Raw genomic sequence first — 18,473 nt, 5'->3', positions numbered from 1 at the left:
GGGCCCGCGCCGTTGCGCGGGGCCTGTTGTGATCGTCGTGGAACCTCCGTTCCCGGGGCCCGCGCCGTTCCGGGGGCCGTGCCGCGCCCCTCTTCGGCGCATTCGAGGCAGGCCGGGCTGTTCTCCTGACCGATACAGGCGCAGACTGGGCGAATGGAGTCGCGAGCGGCGGTCGACGACGCCGCGCTCGGGCGCGAGGCGTGGTCCGTGCTCGACGCGAACTGGACGGGGTCCGCGACCGTCCCCGCGCCCGGCCTCTACCCCCACCAGTGGAACTGGGACTCCACCTTCGTCGCGATGGGCCTGGCCCGCTGGGACACCCGCAGGGCCGGAACCGAGCTGATCAGCCTGCTGGCGGGGCAGTGGGGCACCGGGATGGTGCCGCACATCGTCTTCCGCCCCGTCCGCGCGGAGGGTTACTTCCCCGGCCCCTCGGTCTGGCGCTCCCCGGACCATCCGGCCTCTCCCAACGCCGTGTGCACCTCCGGGCTGACGCAGCCGCCGCTGCACGCGCTGGCCCTGTGGTGGATATGGCGGCACGCGGCCGACCGGGACACGGCCGTCGCCCTCGTACGGCGGATCTACCCGATGCTGGCCGCCCAGCACGACTACCTCGCCGCGTCCAGGGACCTCGGCGGGGGAGGGCTGGCCGCGATCGTGCACCCGTGGGAGTCCGGGATGGACGACAGTCCCGCCTGGGACGCGCCGCTGGAGGCGCTGCCCCCGGTGCGCCACGCCTACCACCGGCGCGAGGAGCCCCCCGAGTGGCATCCCGACAGCCGCCACGACCGCTACATGGCCCTCGTCCTGGGCTACCGGGACTCCGGCTACGATCCGGCCTACCTGCGGGACGAGCACCCGTTCGCGGTCGAGGACCCGATGTTCAACGGGATCTGGCTCGCCTCCTGCCAGGCCCTCGCCGAGCTGGCCCCGGTGGCGGGCGCGGACGCGGGCCCGTACCGGGAGGCGGCGGAGCGGATCCGTGCGGCGCTGCTGGAACGCCTCTGGGACGACGGCGTCTTCCGCGCCCGCGACCTGCGCGGCGGGCGGCTCAGCCCCGTCTGCACGGTCGGCTGTTTCGGGCCGATGCTCGACCGGGAGATGCCCGCCGACCGGGTCGCGGAGCTGGTGAGGGTGCTGGAGTCGGCTCGCTTCATGGGAGCCGCCGGATACCCGGTGCCGAGCTGCGAGATCCGCGCCCAGCAGTTCGACCGGTCCTGCTACTGGCGCGGGCCGTCCTGGGTGAACACCAACTGGCTGTTGCGGCGGGCGGCGGGCGCGCACGATCTGCCGGGACTGGTGCGGCTGCTCGGCTCGGGCACCCTGCGCCTCGTGCGGCAGGCGGGCTTCCGCGAGTGCTTCGACCCCTTCGACGGCAGCGGGCGGGGCAGCAGGGACTTCTCCTGGTCGGCCGCGCTCACCCTCGACCTGCTGGCGGATACCGTGGAACGGTGAAGCTCTTCAATCGCATGCCCTCCGAGGTCCGCGCGGCCCTCGCTCCGGGTGACCGGGTGCTCGTCTACGCCGAGGGGCCCGACGGCTACGTGATCGCCGCGGACAAGGCCCTCTACCTGGGCGGTGAACGCCTGCCCTGGTTCCAGGTGGATCGCGGGGTGTGGGACGAGGAGGGGCTGACGGTCGGCACCACCGACGGGCGGTCGCACCGGGCGCTGCTGCCCGAGCCCGGCCGGATCCCCGAGGCCGTGCGGGAGCGGGTGACCGCCTCGATCGTGGTCAACCAGTACGTTCCGCTGGACGCGCGAGGAGGGGTGCGGCTGGTGGCGAGGAAGACCGACGCCGACCGGCTGATCTGGGAGTTCGTCTTCGACGCCGGTCTCGATCCGGAAGATCCCGGCCTGCGCGCCCTCGCGGAGCAGGCGCTCGAGGAGACACGCCGGAGCTTCGGCGTCTGAGACGCCGGAGCCGGGCCGCCCGGGGCCGATCGGCTGAACCGGCTGAAACTTCCCGTTCCGGTATGAGGACCTACGTTCCGGTACGGGCCGGGTTTCCGGGTGAGCCGGGCTCCCGTACGAACCGGTTTCTCGGAGGAGCCGGGTTTCCGGGTGGGCCCGGGAGTGGGTGAAGATCGGCCCCGGACACGCGAAAGGCCCCTGGAGGGGCCTTTCGCACCGGCGGGCCGTTCCCGGCCCGTGAGTGCCGACGGGGCGGCTGGAAAGATCAGTAGGGCGCGTTGGTCCTCTGGTTTTCCGGCCAGCCGGTGCCCGTGTCGTCGTGCTCGTCGCCGTGCCAGCCGTTGGCGGAGCGCAGGAACGGCAACCGGTTCCTGGCCACGTCGCTCACCTTGGTCCTGGCCACGCCCGTCGCCTTGGAGACCTTGGCGCCCATCAGGCCGGCCGTCTCCTGCACGGTGGGGTTGTCGGAGATCCGCTGGGCCAGCCCCTTGATCTGTTCGTAACGTTCCCGGCCGGCACGGCTCCCCAGGACGTAGCCGACCGCGAATCCCAGCCCGAGCATCAGTCGATAACGCATGTCCACCTCCACAAGCATGTTCCGCGGACCCTGTCCTGTGATCACTCGCGGATCGCCTCGTCTCGCACCTACCCCGGAGTATCGATGCGACACACACCCATGGAGTGCGCTAATCTATTCCTGCGCCGCAAGGAACGGGGAACACCCGGTCCGACCAGCGCAAAGCGCAATCCCGTGTAGCTCAATCGGCAGAGCAGCCGGCTGTTAACCGGCAGGTTATAGGTTCGAGTCCTATCGCGGGAGCCAGTCGAAAGGCCCCGGAAGCCCCGCTTCCGGGGCCTTCGTCGTCTCTCGTTCCGATTCAGGTGGCCTCTCGCGTCGCGATTCGCCGGACAAACCACGGTGAATCACAGAAAATGAGGAACGCCGCGCCCGGTGCCGCCCTGATCGCGGCGAGTGAGCCGATGCGCGGTTGCCGCGGACAACAGCGATCGCAGCGGGGAAGGGCCGCCGCGTTCAGGGCACCGCGCCGCCCGGAACGGTCGTCGTGCCCGTGAGCCACAATTGGTGGTTTTTTCTGTGCTGACCTGGCGAAGGTCCCGGCGGCGTGCGCCGGATCCGATCTATGACGTCCCCGGCGTCCCTGACGTCCTCGGGGTCCCCGGGATCCTCGGTGGTGTCCCCGAGGTGCCCCCGGTCGACGTGGCGGCGGCCGAGGACTACCTCGAGCTGTTCCACACGGAGAATCCCGGGGCGGGAGTACTGCGGGAGCGCCTGCGCGAGGTCCGGCAGGAGATCGCCAGGACCGGGACGTACACGCACACTCCCGGCGAGCTGATCTTCGGCGCCAGGGTGGCCTGGCGCAACAGCGGCAGGTGCATCGGACGCCTGTACTGGCGCTCGCTGCGGGTGCGCGACCGGCGGCACGTCACCACGGCCGAGGGGGTCGCCGTCGAGTGCGTGAACCACCTGCGGGACGCGGCGCCGAGTCGCCGGATCCGCCCGACGATCACCGTTTTCCCGCAGGACCGGCCGGGGGCCCCGGGGCCGCGGATCTGGAACGAGCAGCTCATCCGCTACGCCGGGTACGCGATGGAGGACGGCTCTGTCGTCGGTGACCCCCGCTACACCGATTTCACCGCGATGCTGCGCGAGTTCGGCTGGCCCGGCGGTCCCGGAAGTCCCTTCGACGTTCTCCCGCTGGCGGTCTCGGTGGGGGACGGGCCGCCGCTGCTGTCCACGATCCCCGGCGACGCCGTGCTGGAGGTCGCGCTCTCGCACCCCACCCACCCGTGGTTCGAGCAGCTGGGACTGCGCTGGCACGCGGTGCCGGTCATCTCGAACATGTGCCTGGAGATCGGCGGGATCTGCTACCGGGCGGCCCCGTTCAACGGCTGGTACATGGGTACCGAGATCGGCGCCCGCAACCTGGCCGACACCGACCGCTACGACCTGATGCCGCTGATCGCCCGGCGCATGGGACTGGACACCGAAAGCGACCGCTCGCTCTGGCGGGACCACGCGCTGGTGGAACTGAACGTGGCCGTCCTGCACTCCTTCGAGCGGGCGGGGGTGACGATGACGGACCACCACACCGAGTCCAGGCACTTCCTGATGCATCTCGAACGCGAGGAGAGGGAGGGACGGGTCTGCCCGGCCGACTGGACCTGGATCGTTCCCCCCATGTCCTCCTCGGCCACGCCGGTCTTCCACCGCTACTACGAGGACCGGCTGCTGTCGCCGAACTTCGTCCACCATCCGGACTCCATGGAGCGTGCACTCGGTCACCGGACTGCAACGGGGGGTTAATCCGGAGGAAACGTACCGGCGATGCACTTGCAGTGACCCACCTCATGGTGGGGCGCACCTAGGGTTCCGCCGCCGCCGACGCCGCGCGCCACGATCGTGAGGTCGTACGGCGTCGGCGCGGGACTGGTCCGAGAGGTGCAGGCGGCCACGCGGCCGTTCCACGGCGGGACAAAAGCCCGGGAGGCCGGCCGATCCCGGCTGCCCTCCGGCCGGGTTCCGAGCTGATCGGAGCTCCATGCACTGGCACCCGTCCGCTTCCGACCCCGCCCGCCAGGGTCCTTCCGGCGCGGCCCCCTCGGGGCCCGGCCGGTACGGCCCCGAGGCCCGCTTCGCCGTCGAGCGCGAGGCCGAACTGCCCACCACCAACTGGGAACGCGAGGTCGCCTGGGCCCTGGAGGTGGGTCTGCAGGGCGCCGACTCCATCGTCGACCGGCGCATCCCGACCTTCTCCCGGGGAGAGCTGCCGCACTTCGCGGGGATCAACACCTTCCTCAAGGCCCCGTACGTCGAGGACGTGCGGCGCTGCGGGGAGTACGACGTGGCGATCCTGGGCGCGCCGTTCGACGGCGGCACGACCTACCGCTCGGGCACCCGCTTCGGCCCGCAGGGGATCAGGAAGATCTCCGCCCTGTACGGGCCCTACAGCTTCGAGCTGGGGGTGGACCTGCGCGAGTCGATCACGATGGCCGATCTCGGGGACGTGTTCACCATTCCCGGCAACATCGAGAAGACCTTCGACCAGATCTCCAAGGCCGTCTCGCACGTCTACTCCAGCGGGGCCTTCCCGGTCGTCCTGGGCGGCGACCACTCCATCGGGTACCCGACCGTGCGCGGCGTGGCCGAGCATCTGTCGGGCAATCTCGGGATCATCCACTTCGACCGGCACGTGGACACCCAGGAGACCGACCTCGACGAGCGCATGCACACCACGCCGTGGTTCCACGCGACCGACATCCCCAACGTGCCGCCGCAGAACCTGGTGCAGATCGGCATCGGCGGCTGGCAGGCGCCCCGGCCGGGGGTGAAGGTCGGCCGCGAACGCGGCACCACGATCATGACGGTCACCGACTGCGTGGAGATGGGCATCGAGGCGGCGGCCGAGCGCGCGCTGGAGGTCGCCTGGAAGGACGCCGAGGCCGTGTGGCTCTCCTTCGACGTCGACTGCCTGGACGCCGCGTTCGTCCCCGGCACCGGCTGGCCGGAACCCGGAGGCTTCCTGCCGCGCGAGGTCCTGAAGTTCATCCAGATCATCGCCGACGCGGCGCCGCTGGCCGGGATCGAGGTCGTGGAGTGCTCGCCGCCCTACGACAACGCGGAGATCACCTCGTTGATCGCCACCCGCGTCATCTGCGACACCCTCGGCTGCCTGGTCCGTTCCGGGCACCTGCCCGCGAGGAAGGGAGCCTCCTGATGCTCCGCCGCCCGCTCGTCACCCTCCGCTCACTCGGCCTGTTCGGTTCGCGGCGTTCGTCCCGTGCGCTCGGCCCGCTCGGTTCGTTCCCCTCGTTCCCCCGGCCTCGGTCGCCCCGGTCGCCGCTCTCGCTTCGCCTGCTCGTCCCGCTCTGCCTGCTCGTGGCCTGCGCGGCGTGCGCGTCCACCCCGGGAGGGGCCGCCGAGCCCGCCGCCCCCGGCGGGAAGAAGACCCTCACGCTGGGCTTCTCCGCCTGGCCCGGCTGGTTTCCCTGGCAGGTCGCCCAGGAGAAGGGGTTGTTCGCCAAGAACGGCCTCGAGGTCGAGCTGAAGTACTTCGACAGCTACACCGACAGCCTGACCGCGCTGGCCACCGGCAACGTCGACGCCAACAGCCAGACGCTCAACGACACCATCGCCTCGGTGTCCGGCGGGGCGAAGCAGACGATCGTGCTGGTCAACGACAACTCCACCGGCAACGACCAGATCATCGCCAGGTCCGGCGTCTCCACGGTGGCCGACCTGAAGGGGAAGACCGTCGCGGCCGAACAGGGGACGGTCGACCACTACCTGCTGCTGCTCGCGTTGCGGAAGGCGGGGCTGACCGAGAAGGACGTCACCTTCAAGCCGCTGCCGACCGACGCCGCCGCCGCGGCCTTCAAAGCGGGCCAGGTGGACGCGGTCGGCGTGTTCGCACCCTTCACCACCACCGCCCTGGAGCTGCCCGGTTCGACGGCGATCGCCACCTCCAAGGACTTCCCCGGGGCCGTCCCCGACCATCTGGTGGTGGCGACCTCACTGGTCGCCGAGCGGCCGCAGGAGGTGCAGGCGCTGGTGAAGACCTGGTTCGAGACCCTGGAGTGGATCGCCGCCAACAAGGCCGACGCCACCGCGATCATGGCCAGGCGGGCGGGGGTGAGCGAGGCCGACTACGCGAGCTACGACGCGGGGACCACGATCTTCTCCCTGGAGGACAACCTCGCCGCCTTCGAACCGGGTGACACCGGCGATCGCCTCGGCCACCAGGCCGCCCTGATCGCGAAGTTCCTCGTCGACTCGGGCCTGGCCGACACCGAGCCCTCGCTGGACGGCCTGTTCGAGCCGAAGTTCGTCAGGAGTCTCAAGCCGTGATCCGTCAGGAGCCGCAAGCCGTGAGAGCTGCGAGAGCGGGAGCGTCGACATGGAGACGACGCCGGGCGACGACCGGTTGTTGCCAGGGCGGGTCCGGCTCGCCCTGCTCGCCACCCGGAAGGTCGAGGCCCTCATGAGCGCGCGGACCACGGAGCCCGTCGCGTCTCCCGGCGCGGGGCGGCAGGACTGGGAGCCGCTGCCCCGGCGCCCGGTCCGGCCGGGACGCCTTCGGGGACGGCGCCCCGGCTCTGGTTCCGGCCTGTCCGGCGGGAAAGACCGGTCCGCCGCGAAAGGCCGATTCCCCGGGAAAGGCCGATCCGGCGGGCAGGGCCTGTCCGTCCGGGCCCGCTGGGGCCTGCGGGCGGCCTCGGTGCTGTTCCCGCTCGCCCTCTGGGCCGCCGTCAGCACGGCGGACCTGGTGGATCCCACCTTTCTGCCCTCCCCGCTGGCCGTCCTGGAGGCGTTCGCGGAGATGCTGGGCACCGGACAGCTGGTCGACGACACCCTCGCCAGCCTCGGCAGGGTCGGTGCCGGGTTCGGGCTGGCGGTGCTGATCTCGGTGCCGCTGGGCGTCGCCATGGGCACCTCGGCCGTGGCGCTGGCGCTGCTGGAACCGGTCGTCGGCCTGCTCCGCTACATGCCGGCCGCCGCCTTCATCCCCCTGCTGATCATCTGGCTGGGCCTCGGCGAGCCCTCCAAGATCGCGATCCTCGTGCTGGGCGTGGTGTTCTTCAACACGCTGATGGTCGCCGACGCCGTACGGCGGGTGCCCGGCGAGCTGGGCCAGGCCGCGGCCACCCTCGGCGCCCGGCGCGGTGAGATCCTCAGGAAGGTGACCTGGCCGTACGCGCTCCCGGCGGTCGTGGACGCGGCGCGGATCAACGCCGCCGCCGCGTGGAACTTCGTGGTGGTGGCCGAGCTCATCGCGGCCGAGTCGGGGCTCGGCTACCGGATCGTCCGGGCCCAGCGGTTCCTGCAGACCGACAAGATCTTCGCGGTGCTCATCGTGATCGGGGTCGTCGGCCTGCTGATCGACGTCGCGCTGCGCGTCCTGCGCGACCGTCTCGGGAGGTGGGTGGTGTGAGGTCCACGTCACGAGTGCCGAGCGACCGTTCCGGAAGGTGGGCGGCATGACCCTCGTGCTGAGCGGTGTGGCCAAGGACTACGGCACCACGCGCGTCCTGGACGGCATCGACCTGTCGATGGAGCCGGGCGAGTTCGTGTGCGTGGTCGGGGCGAGCGGCTCCGGCAAGTCGACGCTGCTGTCGTTGATCGCCGGGCTCACCCCGGCGAGCGCGGGATCCATCTCGCTCGACGGGGCACCCGTCACGGGCCCCGGGCCCGAGCGCGGGCTGGTCTTCCAGTCGGGCGCGCTGTTCCCCTTCCTCACCGTCGCCGAGAACGTGGCCTTCGGGCTGCGGCTGCTGCCGATCTCCCGGGCGGACAGGGAGCGGCGGGTCCGCTGGTATCTCGGCGAGGTCGGGCTGTCGTCCCTGGCGGGCGCGCTGCCCCGGCAGCTGTCCGGCGGGCAGCGCCAGCGGGTGGCGATCGCCAGGGCGCTGGCGTGCGAGCCGGCCGTGCTGCTGCTGGACGAGCCCTTCGGGGCGCTGGACGTACAGACCAAGGAGGACATGCAGCTCTTCCTGCGCGAGGTGTGGCGCGACACGGGCACGACGGTGCTGATGGTCACCCACGACGTGGAGGAGGCCGTCCTGCTCGCCCAGCGGGTGCTCGTCTTCGCCTGCGGTCCCGGCAGGGTCGCCGCCGAGGTCCCGATCGACCTGCCCGCCTACCGGGCCCTCACGGTCAAGCGCACCTCCTCCTTCCTCGGCCTGCGTGCCACGGTCGAGGATCTGGTCCGCTCGCACATGCTGACGCCGGAGAGGGAAAAGGTGTAGAACGATATTCTGTGGCTCTCCGGGCGGAGAGCCCCGACGGGCTTCCGAGGGGATGCGGGATGGTCGATCTGGTGCTGTCGTCGATCGAGCGGGGCGTGCTGACGCTGACGTTCAACCGCCCGGACCGGCTCAACGCCTGGACCGACGAGATGGGCCGCCGCTACTTCGACCAGCTGGCCGAGGCCGAGAAGAACCCCGAGGTCCGGGTGATCGTGGTCACCGGCGCGGGGCGGGGTTTCTGCGCCGGTGCGGACTTCCGGACGCTCACCGCCCTGCAGGACGGCTCCTACGCGGGGCGGCCCGACCCGCGCCCCACCACCTTCCCGACCACGATCCGCAAACCGATCATCGCCGCCGTCAACGGCGCCTGCGCCGGGCTCGGCATGGTCCACGCCCTGCTCTGCGACCTGGTCTTCACCGCCGCCGAGGCCAAGTGGACCACCGCCTTCGCCCGGCGCGGCCTGATCGCCGAGTACGGCATGTCGTGGGTCCTGCCCCGGCTGGCCGGTCAGGCCAGGGCCATGGACCTGCTGCTGTCGGGCCGCACCTTCACCGGCGCCGAGGCGTACGAGCTGGGCCTGGCCGGCCGGTCGGTGCCGGGGGAGAGGCTGATGGAGGAGACGCTGGCCTACGCCCGCGAGCTGGCGACGTACAGTTCCCCGGCCTCGATGGCCGTGATCAAGCGTCAGGTCTGGGGTGACTGGCAGCAGAGCCTGGAGGCGTCGGAGTCGGCCGCGACGCGTCTGATGGCCGAGTCCTTCGGCCGGTCGGACTTCGTCGAGGGCGTCGCCAGCTTCGTCGAGCGCCGCGCGCCCGGCTTCCCGCCCCTGTAGTCCTCCGCGGCCCCTGGGCTTCTTCGCGGGCGAGGCCGGCGGCCTTCCGTTCCGTCGAGCGCCGGACGCCGTCGAGCGCGGGACGCCGCCGGGCCGCCGGGCCGGGGCGGCTTCCGGCGCGAGGGGTGCGAGGGGTGCGAGGCCGTTCCGGATCAGGCGGGCGGTTTTCCGGTCACGAGCACCGCGACGCCGTCGAGGATGCGGTCCATGCCGAAGGCGAACTCGTCGTCGGGACCGCCCGACATGTCGAAGACCCGGGCTTCGAGAAGCTCGTGGATCTCGGGGAAGCGCTCGGCGTCGGTGAGCCTGGCGAGTGACCGGGCGTAGCCGGACAGCGCCTCCTCGTCGGTGACCTGGGAGGCGTCGAAGGCGTCCTGGAGGTCGGCCAGCAGCGCCACCTCGGTCCTGACGAAGCCGTTGACCAGCAGCAGCGCCGCCAGCTTCGTGTCCGGGTCGAGTCCGGTGCCGCGCAGGCAGCGCAGCCCGGCCTCCAGCCAGGCGACGTGGTTGGGCATGATCCCCGGGCCGGTGATGGGGATGCGCAACGACCAGGGGTGCCTCTGCAGGGAGGCGCGCATGGCGGCGGCCCACCGGTGGACGCCCCGGCGCCAGTCGTCGCCCGGCTCCGGAAGCGGGGGAGGAGGGCCGAGCACCGCGTCCGTGATGAGCATGAGCAGGTCGCCCTTGGAGGTGACGTAGCGGTAGAGCGCCATCGTGGAGACGCCGAGCTCGGCGGCGATCTTGCTCATCGAGACCGCGGGGAGTCCCTCCGCGGAGCCCACGCGCAGGGCCGCCTCCACGATGTGCTCCAGGCTCAGGGTGCGTTTGGGCCCCTTGCCGGGCCGCTCGCGCAGCCCCCAGGCGATCTCCACGCTTTCCGGCACTTCCATCGCGCTCCCGGGCTTGACCGTCCTTTCCCGTGAGTGTATACCTTACGCAATACCGCGTATGCCATAAACAGTAGAGCGTACGCCATACGCAGGAGGGGCAGTGGAACCAGCGATAGAGGTCGTCGGCCTCACCAAGTCCTACGGCCGGGTCGCCGTCCTGACCGGTGTCGACCTGCGCGTCGCCAGGGGCAGCGTGTACGCGCTGCTCGGTTCGAACGGCGCGGGCAAGACCACGACCGTGCGCACCCTGGCGACGCTGGTCAGGCCGGACGCGGGGCGGGCCACGGTGGCCGGGTTCGACGTCGTGCGCGACCGCCGCCGGGTCCGCCGCGCCATCAGCCTGACCGGCCAGCACGCGGCGGTCGACGAGCTGCTGACCGGCGAGGAGAACCTGCGGATGATGGGCCGCCTGTCCGGTCTGTCGCGCGCGGCGGCCCGCCGCAGGGCGGCCGAGCTGCTGGAGCGGTTCGACCTGGTCGAGGCGGGGAGGCGGCGGGTCGGCACGTACTCGGGCGGCATGTGGCGACGGCTGGACCTGGCCGCGGGGCTGGTCGGCGCGCCGTCGGTGATCTTTCTCGACGAGCCGACCACCGGTCTCGACGTGCGGAGCAGGCAGGCGATGTGGGAGGTGATCACCCAGCTCACCGGCACGGGTACCACGGTCTTCCTGACCACCCAGTATCTGGAGGAGGCCGACAGCCTGGCCGACAGGATCGCGCTGCTCGACGGCGGGCGGGTGGTGGCGGAGGGCACCGCCGACGAGCTCAAGGCGAGGGTCGCCGCCTGGCGGCTGGACCTCGTCCTGTCCGACGCGCGGTCGTTCGCCGAGGTGACGCGCCTTCTCGGGGCGCGGGCCCTCCACGCCGATCTCGCCACGCTGACCGTCGGGGCGGCCACCGACGGGAGCGCCACGGGGATCCGCGCCCTGCTGGACGAGGTGGACCCGGGGCGTTCGGCGGTCGAGAGGTTCACCGTGCGCGGCGCCACGCTCGACGACGCGTTCCTCGCGCTGACGGACAGGGAGCGGGCCGGTGTCTGAACTCGCCGCCTGGCCGGTGATGACCGGCCGTGCCGTCCGCCTGTCGCTGCGCAACCTCGACGCGCTGCTCACCTCGTTCCTGATGCCCGTCCTGGTCATGCTGCTGTTCGTCTACCTGTTCGGCGGCGCGATACAGACCGGCACCGACTACGTCACCTACGCCGTCCCCGGCATCCTCGTCATGTGCGCCTCCTACGGCGCCTCCCTGACCGCGGTCGCCGTCAGCCACGACATGAGCCGGGGGATCGTCGACAGGTTCAGGTCGATGGACGTCGGCGGCGGGGCGTTCCTGGGCGGGCACGTGGCCGCGAGCACCGTGCGCAACCTCACCTCGCTCGCCATCGTGTTCGCCGTCGCGTTCCTGCTCGGCTTCCGGGCGGACGCGGGCCTGTCCGGCTGGGCCGCGGCGGTGGGCGTCCTGGTGGTGTTCGTCCTGGCCATGTCCGCCGTCTCGGCCCTGGTCGGCCTGCTGGCCAGGACGCCGGAGGCCGCGGGCGCCTTCACCTTCCTGGTGATGTTCCTGCCCTACCCGAGCAGCGCCTTCGTCCCGGTGCACACCATGCCCGCGTGGTTGCACGGGTTCGCGGAGAACCAGCCGGCCACGCCGATCATCGAGTCCGTACGCGGCCTGCTGCTCGACCGGCCCGTGGGGGGCGACCCGTGGAAGGCGCTGGCCTGGTGCGGCGGTTTCCTGCTGGTCTCGGCGGTCCTCTCCGCCAGGATGTTCCGCCACCGCGCCCGCTGAGGTCGCGGGGGTGCCGGGGCGGTGGGGGTCGCCACCCCCGGCACCCCCGCCCATGGTTCAGCCGACCAGGGTGAGCCAGCGCGGCGCGTCCCCGAAGGGGGCGGTGCGGGAGGTGACGGCCTCCATCAGCCAGGCGGCCGAGGCTCGGGCGTTCTCGACCACGTCGGTCGGGTAGGCGTACTTGACCCGGTGCTCCTCGAACTCGTCCTCGTCGTCCAGGAAGACCCTGCTCGGGCGGCCCTTCAGCAGGTTCCGGCGGGTCCGGATCACGTCGAGGTCCAGGTCGACCATGGTGACCTCGCCGTCTCTCCACTCCGGCACCGTGGAGACGTCGCAGTAGATCTCGTGCTTGTGCGGGGCGGCGTTGAAGGCGGCCGTCCACCAGGCGTCGCGCGGGAAGAGCATCACGAACGGATGCGGCCAGGGGACCGCGGGACCGTCGCCCTTGTGGCCACTGGAGTCGGCCACGCAGCCCGTCCACACCCCGTGCTCGTCCTCGCCGAGCAGCAGGCCGCGGTGATGCCAGTGCAGTGATCCGTCGTACTTGCGGTAGACCACGTTCACGCTCTCATAGGACATTCCACGACACTAAGCCTTGACAGAGATCTATGTATTTCCTACCTTCTAAATAGGTTAAGAGCGTCAGTGAGAAGCCCCGGCTGGCTGACCGGCAACCCTCGCACCGCGGCGGGGTGCCTCCGGGGGAGACCTGGCGGCACGGTGGGCGTGCCGCAAGCGCGGACCCCCTCAACCAGGGTCACCGAGACATGCCGGGAGCGCCACATGTCGAAGACCAGCACACTGAACCACGCGAGCCCCGTCGACCTCGACACCCACGGCCACTACCGGCCCGGTGGCAGGCCCGGCCCGCGCTACCCCTTCCAGGGGCGGATCGGCACACCCGCCTTCCCCACCGAGCCCGGGCGCTACCACCTCTACGTCGCGGCCGTCTGTCCGTACGCGCAGCGCGCGTCCATCGTGCGCTCCCTCAAGGGACTCCAGGACGTGGTCTCGCTCTCCTACGTCGACGACGAGCGCGACGGGCGCGGGTGGGCGTTCCGCGAGCGGCGCGGGGCCGACCCGGTCAACGGGTTCACCATCCTTCGGCAGGCGTACGAGGTGACCGAGCCCGGCTTCGACGGGCACGTCTCGGTGCCGGTCCTGTGGGACAGGACGACCGGCCGCATCGTCAGCAACAACTTCCCCGACATCACGATCGACCTGGCCACCCGGTTCGGCGGCGACCCCGAGGCCGACCTCTACCCCGAGGAGCTCAGGCCGGAGATCGACGAGCTCAACACGAGGATCTACGAGATCGTCAACACGGCGGCGGGCCGCGTGGCGGCGACCACCACCGAGGCCGCGTACACCGAGGCGCGCGGGGCCGTGGTCGCCTTCCTGGACGAGCTGGACGCCCGCCTGGCCGACCGCAGGTTCCTGTTCGGCTCGGGGATCACCGAGGCGGACGTGCGGCTCTGGCCGACCCTGCTCCGCTTCGACCTGAGCGACAACCCGGCGGCGAGGATCAGCGAGCGCCCGCTGACCGCCTTCCCCAACCTGTGGGCCTACGCCAGGGACCTGTACGCCCACCCCGCCTTCCGCGAGAACACCGACTTCGCCGTCGTCGCCCGTCCGTCGGGCGAGACCGACGCTTGGCGGATCCCGGTCGAGCCGTCGCACGCCGACTGGGACCAGCCGCACCGCAGAGCCGCCATATGAGCGCCTCGATCGCCGTCGTCGGCGCCGGGCCGACGGGCACCTGCCTGGTGGAGCGCATCTGCGCCAACGCCGCCGACCTGCTCGGCTGGCCGTCGCTGGACGTCCACGTGATCGACCCCCACCCGCCGGGCGGCGGGCGCGTCTGGCGCCACGACCAGCCGGACCTGCTCTGGATGAACTCCGCCGCCGCCGACGTGACGCTCTTCACCGACGAGTCGGTGCGCTGCGAGGGACCGATCCGCCCCGGACCCACGCTGGCCGAGTGGCTCGGCGGCGACCCCGGCAGGTTCGCCTCCCGCCCGGCACAGAACGGCTACCTCTCCCACGTCTTCCGGCAGGCGGTGGCGAACGCCCCGCGCGGCGTCCGGGTGCACGTGCACGCCGCCCGCGCCGTCGACCTCGCCGACGTCCCCGGCGGGCAGGCGGTGACGCTGGACGACGGCCGGACGATCGAGGCCGACGCGGTGATCCTGGCCCAGGGACACGGCGACGTGACGCCGACGAGGGAGGAGGGCGCGCTGGCCGATCTGGCCGCGCGCGGGGGGCTGCGCTACCTGCCCACCGGCTACGCGGCGGACCTCGACCTGGACGGCGTTCCCGCGGGAGAGCCGGTGATCGTGCGGGGGATGGGGCTGGCCTTCGTCGACCTGATGGTGCTGCTCACCTCGGGCCGGGGCGGCCGGTTCGTCCGCGAGTACGACGGGGAGCTGGTCTACCTGCCCAACGGGCGCGAGCCCCTCCTGCGCGTGGGGTCGCGGCGCGGCGTGCCGTACCACTCCAAGACCGGTTACCCCTTCACCGGCGCCCGCCCGCCGGTGCCGCGCTTCCTCACCCGCGAGACGCTGGGGGAGGGACCGTGGAACTTCCGCCGCGACGTGTGGCCGCTGGTCGCCAAGGAGCTGGCCTTCGCGTACTACCACGAGCTCATCACCGCCCACCCCGAGCGCGCCAAACTGGGCTGGGCGCAGTTCGAGGAGGGCTTCGCCGCCGAGGAGTGGCGCAGCCTCGGGATGCGCAGGCTGATCCGCGAGGCCGTGCCCCGGCACCCGGACCGGCTCGACTTCGACCGGCTCGACCGGCCGCTGGACGGCATCCGGTTCGGCGACCAGGCCGGCCTGCAGAAGTGGATGCGCGGCTATCTCACCGTCGACCTGGAACGACGTTCGGATCCGGCGCACAGCGCCGACCACGCCATGATCCTCGGGCTGCTCTCCGTCTACGGTGTCCTCGCCGAGCTGGGCGTCTCCGACCCGTGGTTCGGCGGGTTCTTCAGCTACGTCGCCAGCGGCCCGCCGGGACCCCGGCTGGAGGAGCTGCGCGCCCTGGCCAGGGCGGGGGTGGTCACCTTCCTCGGCGCGGACCTCAAGGTCGACCACCACGACGGGCGCTGGCGGGCACAGAGTCCCACCGTGCCCGGCGGCGTGACGGCCACCACCCTCGTCGAGGCCAGGCTGCCCGCGCCCAGCGTGAGCCGGGCCGTCGACCCGCTCATCGCCGCGCTCCGCGACCGGGGCGAGCTCGACGAGGAGTCGGGTCTGGTGAGCGTACGGCCCGCCGACCGCCGCCTGCTCGACAGGTCCGGCACCCCGCACCCCCGCAGGTTCGCCTTCGGCCCCTGGGTCGTCGGCGGCCGGGCCACCGGCGGCTTCGCCAGGCCGCACCTCAACGCCCCGCTCTTCCGCCACGCCGACGCCCTCGCCCGGATCGTGCTGTCCGAGGCCGCCGGAACCCAGATACGACGGCACGTCGCATGAACCGCCCCGATCACCCCGATCACGCCGGTCGTCCCGGCCGGCGCCTCACCGAGCCGTCCGAGCCCGCCGCGCAGCAGCACGCCGTACAGAGGCATGTCGTACCGAAGCACGAGGAGAAGAACGTGAAGTTGCGATGGGGCGCCCTGGCGCTCGCCGGGGTGCTGGCGCTCACGGCGTGCGGAGCCGAGAGCGGGGCCCCGAGCGCGGCGGCCGGCGGTGAGGGCGGCGGTGGTGACGGTGGTGACGGCGGGTCGCTCGTGTGGGCGGTGGAGACACAGCCGATCACCTTCAACCCGCACCAGTGGGGTCAGAACAAGGCCCGCCTGCTGGTCCACAACCAGTTCGACGCCCTGATCGCCCGGGGGCGGAACGGCGAGTTCCTGCCGTGGCTGGCCACGTCCTGGAAGGTCTCCGAGGACGGGCTGACCTACACCTTCGAGCTCCGCGACGACGTCACCTTCCACGACGGCGAGAAGTTCGACGCCGCCTCGGTGAAGGCCAACCTCGACCAGCTCGTCTCGCCCGGCTACAACGCCGCGGTCAGCGCCGTCCAGCTGCGCAACTTCGACAGGGCGGAGGCGACCGCGCCGCACACCCTGAAGGTCACGCTGAAGGCCCCCGACGGGTTGTTCCTGGACTTCCTCTCCTCCCCGTACGCGGGCCAGGTCTCCCCGAAGTCGCTGAAGAGCGCCAAGGACCTCAAGGCGGGCGGCGTCGACGTGGTCGGCACCGGGCCGTTCGTCCTCGACCGGTTCGTCCCCGGCCAGGAGGTCCACTACAGGCGCAACCCGAACTACAACTGGCCGCCCACCGGCTCCGCCCACCAAGGGCCGGCGCACCTGGCCGACATCACGTACCGCTTCCTGCCCGAGGCGGCGGTACGGGTCGGCGCGCTCACCTCCGGGCAGGTGCAGGTGATCGAGGGCGTGCCCGCCACCGAGATCGGCCTCATCAAGGGCGACCCCGAGCTGAGGTTGGAGACCAGCCTCAACTCCGGAAGCGCGTTCTCCTACTACTTCAACGTCTCCCGCCCCCCGTTCGACGACAGGCGGGTCCGCGAGGCCTTCCGCGACGCCGTCGACGTGGACGCGGTGCTCACCTCCGTCTACCAGGGCACCGCCAAGCGGGCCTGGAGCGTCATCGGCCAGGGCAGCCCGCAGTTCTACGACCCCTCGCTGGAGAAGACCTTCGGCGACGACCCGGCGCGGGCCAACCGGCTGCTCGACGAGGCGGGCTGGAAGGAGCGCGACGCCGAGGGCTTCCGGGTCAAGGACGGCAAGAGGCTGACCGTGCGCACCGTCAACGCCGCGCCGTTCGTCCGCGACCGCCGCGACGTCCTCGCCCAGGCCGTCCAGGCGGCCGTCAAGCAGAGCGCGGGGATCGACTTCCAAGTCAAGATCGTGGACCAGGGCACCGCGCAGAAGGCCGTCGACGACAACGAGTACGAGATCTTCGAGAACTCGCGCGGCGACACCGACGCCGGGGCGGCGCTCAACCTGATCCTGGTGAAGGACGCCGCGATCAACCGCACGAAGTTCGGGAACGCCGAGCTGGACGAGCTGCTCGCCGACGCGTCGGCCACCTCCGACCTCGCCGAGCGCAAGGAGCTCTACGCGAAGGTGCAGAAGACCGTCGTCACCGACGAGGCGCTCCTGCTCCCGCTCTACGTTCCCGCCGACCAGATCGCCCACCGCGCCTCGGTCACCGGGATCACCTTCGAGCCGGTCTCCGGCACTCCCGACAGTGCTTACGACGTCCGGACAGGGACGTGAGCACTCTCACACTCACCCGGCGGCGGGGGCTGGCCGCCGCCGGGTGGCTCGGCCCGGTGGTCCGGCGGCTCGGAGCGGGCGTCGCCGTGCTCTGGGCCGCCGCCACCGCGGCCTACCTCGCCCTGATGTTCGCCCCCGGCGACACGGTCGACGTGCTCGTCGGCGACGGCCTCGACACCCCCGAGCGGCGGGCGCAGATCATCGCCGAGTGGGGGCTGGACCGCTCCCCGCTCCAGCAGTACGGCGACTATCTGCTCCGCCTGCTGCGGGGAGACCTGGGCCGCTCCTACATCCTGCAGCGTGGCGTCGGCGACGTCCTGGCCTCGCAGATCTGGCCGACGATCCAGCTCGCGCTCACCGCCGCGCTCTTCGGGGTCGTCCTGGCCCTGGTGCTCGCCCTGACCACCGCCGGCCGCCGCCCCTGGCTCGGCGGCCTGGTCGGGCTGGCGGAGCTGGTCGTCGTCTCGGTCCCGCCGTTCCTCATCGGCATCCTGCTGCTCGCCGTCTTCTCCTTCACCCTCGGCTGGTTCCCCGTCGCCGGGGACAGGGGACTCGTCTCCCTCGTGCTGCCGGGGCTCGCGCTCGGGCTGCCGATCGCGGGGGTGCTCGGCCAGGTGCTCCGCGAGGGCCTGGAACGGGCGCTGGAGGAGCCGTTCGCGGTGACCGCCCGCTCGCGCGGCATCACCGAGTGGCGGCTCGTCGCCCGGCACGCGCTGCGCCACGCGCTGCTCCCCGCCGTCACCCTCACCGGCTGGTTCGTCGGCTTCCTGCTCGGCGGCGCGATCATCGTGGAGGCCGTGTTCGGCCGCCCGGGACTCGGCCAGGTCACCGTCGGCGCGGTGAACGGCAAGGACATGCCCCTGGTGATGGCCGTCGTGCTGGTATCCGCCCTCGCCTACGTGACGGTCAGCACGATCGTCGACCTCGCCTACCTCGCGATCGACCCCCGCCTCAGGAGGAGCCGATGACGGTCCCGTCGCGCAAGGAGCCGGCGGTGGTCCCGCCGGGAGGGACGCCCTCGCCGTACGACCCGAGGAGAAGCC

17 protein-coding genes, 1 tRNA gene and 1 riboswitch are annotated in these 18,473 nt (G+C 71.8%); of the genes, 15 read left to right on the top strand and 3 right to left on the bottom strand.

Annotated elements, in window-relative coordinates; all coding sequences use genetic code 11:
- Positions 1–153: 153 nt before the first annotated feature.
- Positions 154–1,455: an MGH1-like glycoside hydrolase domain-containing protein gene (locus ACVCAG_RS18950; RefSeq protein WP_447190087.1), complete on the top strand. Its 1,302-nt coding sequence runs from the start codon at positions 154–156 to the stop codon at positions 1,453–1,455.
- Positions 1,452–1,913, top strand: a complete 462-nt coding sequence (locus tag ACVCAG_RS18945) for a hypothetical protein (protein ID WP_440084238.1) — start codon at positions 1,452–1,454, stop codon at positions 1,911–1,913. Before ACVCAG_RS18950 ends, ACVCAG_RS18945 begins: the two co-directional genes overlap by 4 nt.
- 265 nt (positions 1,914–2,178) lie before the next feature.
- Here ACVCAG_RS18945 and ACVCAG_RS18940 read toward each other — a convergent pair whose 3' ends face one another.
- Positions 2,179–2,490 (bottom strand): YtxH domain-containing protein, encoded by a 312-nt coding sequence (locus ACVCAG_RS18940; protein WP_440084239.1) that lies wholly within the window; start codon positions 2,488–2,490, stop codon positions 2,179–2,181.
- Between the two features lie 170 nt (positions 2,491–2,660).
- On the opposite strand from ACVCAG_RS18940, the gene ACVCAG_RS18935 reads away from it, so the two are divergent.
- From ACVCAG_RS18935 to ACVCAG_RS18905, 7 genes are all read left to right on the top strand, one after another.
- Positions 2,661–2,736, top strand: a tRNA-Asn gene (locus tag ACVCAG_RS18935).
- A gap of 273 nt (positions 2,737–3,009) precedes the next feature.
- The gene (locus ACVCAG_RS18930; RefSeq protein ID WP_447190086.1) at positions 3,010–4,239 is read left to right on the top strand and encodes a nitric oxide synthase oxygenase; all 1,230 of its coding nucleotides are present in this window, start codon (positions 3,010–3,012) and stop codon (positions 4,237–4,239) included.
- A 235-nt stretch (positions 4,240–4,474) separates the two neighbouring features.
- A complete protein-coding gene (locus ACVCAG_RS18925; RefSeq protein WP_362846562.1) occupies positions 4,475–5,650 on the top strand; it encodes an agmatinase family protein in 1,176 nt (391 codons plus the stop codon).
- Positions 5,650–6,780, top strand: coding sequence for an ABC transporter substrate-binding protein (locus tag ACVCAG_RS18920; protein ID WP_447190085.1), 1,131 nt, complete (start codon positions 5,650–5,652; stop codon positions 6,778–6,780). Before ACVCAG_RS18925 ends, ACVCAG_RS18920 begins: the two co-directional genes overlap by 1 nt.
- Positions 6,781–6,829: 49 nt before the next feature.
- On the top strand, positions 6,830–7,864 hold the full coding sequence (locus tag ACVCAG_RS18915; RefSeq protein ID WP_447190084.1) for an ABC transporter permease: 1,035 nt from the start codon (positions 6,830–6,832) through the stop codon (positions 7,862–7,864).
- Positions 7,865–7,910: 46 nt separating this feature from the next.
- The gene (locus tag ACVCAG_RS18910) at positions 7,911–8,678 is read left to right on the top strand and encodes an ATP-binding cassette domain-containing protein (RefSeq protein WP_440084243.1); all 768 of its coding nucleotides are present in this window, start codon (positions 7,911–7,913) and stop codon (positions 8,676–8,678) included.
- 59 nt (positions 8,679–8,737) lie between these two features.
- Positions 8,738–9,511, top strand: coding sequence for an enoyl-CoA hydratase-related protein (locus ACVCAG_RS18905; protein WP_440084244.1), 774 nt, complete (start codon positions 8,738–8,740; stop codon positions 9,509–9,511).
- Positions 9,512–9,663: 152 nt separating this feature from the next.
- Here ACVCAG_RS18905 and ACVCAG_RS18900 read toward each other — a convergent pair whose 3' ends face one another.
- Positions 9,664–10,401 carry a TetR/AcrR family transcriptional regulator C-terminal domain-containing protein gene (locus ACVCAG_RS18900; protein WP_440084245.1) on the bottom strand — a complete coding sequence of 246 codons (738 nt, stop codon included), beginning with the start codon at positions 10,399–10,401 and terminating at the stop codon, positions 9,664–9,666.
- A 100-nt stretch (positions 10,402–10,501) separates the two neighbouring features.
- Between ACVCAG_RS18900 and ACVCAG_RS18895 the strand changes: the two genes are divergently transcribed.
- Positions 10,502–11,440, top strand: coding sequence for an ATP-binding cassette domain-containing protein (locus ACVCAG_RS18895; protein ID WP_440084246.1), 939 nt, complete (start codon positions 10,502–10,504; stop codon positions 11,438–11,440).
- Positions 11,433–12,185, top strand: coding sequence for an ABC transporter permease (locus ACVCAG_RS18890; protein ID WP_440084247.1), 753 nt, complete (start codon positions 11,433–11,435; stop codon positions 12,183–12,185). Before ACVCAG_RS18895 ends, ACVCAG_RS18890 begins: the two co-directional genes overlap by 8 nt.
- 57 nt (positions 12,186–12,242) lie before the next feature.
- Here the strand turns inward: ACVCAG_RS18890 and ACVCAG_RS18885 are convergent, their stop codons facing one another.
- Complete coding sequence (locus ACVCAG_RS18885; RefSeq protein WP_440084248.1) at positions 12,243–12,764, bottom strand: DUF402 domain-containing protein; 522 nt, start codon at positions 12,762–12,764, stop codon at positions 12,243–12,245.
- Between the two features lie 52 nt (positions 12,765–12,816).
- Positions 12,817–12,929: riboswitch (SAM riboswitch) on the top strand.
- Between the two features lie 39 nt (positions 12,930–12,968).
- Between ACVCAG_RS18885 and ACVCAG_RS18880 the strand changes: the two genes are divergently transcribed.
- From ACVCAG_RS18880 to ACVCAG_RS18865, 4 genes are read left to right on the top strand one after another with little or no spacing between them, the layout of a single operon-like run.
- Positions 12,969–13,904: a glutathione S-transferase C-terminal domain-containing protein gene (locus ACVCAG_RS18880; RefSeq protein ID WP_447190083.1), complete on the top strand. Its 936-nt coding sequence runs from the start codon at positions 12,969–12,971 to the stop codon at positions 13,902–13,904.
- Positions 13,901–15,658, top strand: a complete 1,758-nt coding sequence (locus ACVCAG_RS18875; RefSeq protein ID WP_447190082.1) for an FAD/NAD(P)-binding protein — start codon at positions 13,901–13,903, stop codon at positions 15,656–15,658. The genes ACVCAG_RS18880 and ACVCAG_RS18875 overlap by 4 nt, the downstream gene beginning before the upstream one ends.
- Positions 15,655–17,430, top strand: a complete 1,776-nt coding sequence (locus ACVCAG_RS18870; protein ID WP_447190081.1) for an ABC transporter substrate-binding protein — start codon at positions 15,655–15,657, stop codon at positions 17,428–17,430. Before ACVCAG_RS18875 ends, ACVCAG_RS18870 begins: the two co-directional genes overlap by 4 nt.
- Positions 17,427–18,398, top strand: a complete 972-nt coding sequence (locus ACVCAG_RS18865) for an ABC transporter permease (protein WP_447190080.1) — start codon at positions 17,427–17,429, stop codon at positions 18,396–18,398. The genes ACVCAG_RS18870 and ACVCAG_RS18865 overlap by 4 nt, the downstream gene beginning before the upstream one ends.
- Positions 18,399–18,473: the final 75 nt, after the last annotated feature.

Source organism: Streptosporangium sp. G12 (genome assembly GCF_052983175.1).
Note: the sequence above shows the minus strand (reverse complement) of the source record. Positions and strands in the feature narration are given on the sequence as shown.

Excerpts from the sequence above, each read along its gene's own strand:
- ACVCAG_RS18950 (WP_447190087.1), top strand. The coding sequence starts at position 154 with ATGGAGTCGCGAGCGGCGGTCGACGACGCCGCGCTCGGGCGCGAGGCG.
- ACVCAG_RS18940 (WP_440084239.1), bottom strand. The coding sequence starts at position 2,490 with ATGCGTTATCGACTGATGCTCGGGCTGGGATTCGCGGTCGGCTACGTC.
- ACVCAG_RS18925 (WP_362846562.1), top strand. The coding sequence starts at position 4,475 with ATGCACTGGCACCCGTCCGCTTCCGACCCCGCCCGCCAGGGTCCTTCC.
- ACVCAG_RS18920 (WP_447190085.1), top strand. The coding sequence starts at position 5,650 with ATGCTCCGCCGCCCGCTCGTCACCCTCCGCTCACTCGGCCTGTTCGGT.
- ACVCAG_RS18915 (WP_447190084.1), top strand. The coding sequence starts at position 6,830 with ATGGAGACGACGCCGGGCGACGACCGGTTGTTGCCAGGGCGGGTCCGG.
- ACVCAG_RS18910 (WP_440084243.1), top strand. The coding sequence starts at position 7,911 with ATGACCCTCGTGCTGAGCGGTGTGGCCAAGGACTACGGCACCACGCGC.
- ACVCAG_RS18905 (WP_440084244.1), top strand. The coding sequence starts at position 8,738 with ATGGTCGATCTGGTGCTGTCGTCGATCGAGCGGGGCGTGCTGACGCTG.
- ACVCAG_RS18900 (WP_440084245.1), bottom strand. The coding sequence starts at position 10,401 with ATGGAAGTGCCGGAAAGCGTGGAGATCGCCTGGGGGCTGCGCGAGCGG.
- ACVCAG_RS18885 (WP_440084248.1), bottom strand. The coding sequence starts at position 12,764 with ATGTCCTATGAGAGCGTGAACGTGGTCTACCGCAAGTACGACGGATCA.
- ACVCAG_RS18880 (WP_447190083.1), top strand. The coding sequence starts at position 12,969 with ATGTCGAAGACCAGCACACTGAACCACGCGAGCCCCGTCGACCTCGAC.
- ACVCAG_RS18875 (WP_447190082.1), top strand. The coding sequence starts at position 13,901 with ATGAGCGCCTCGATCGCCGTCGTCGGCGCCGGGCCGACGGGCACCTGC.
- ACVCAG_RS18870 (WP_447190081.1), top strand. The coding sequence starts at position 15,655 with ATGAACCGCCCCGATCACCCCGATCACGCCGGTCGTCCCGGCCGGCGC.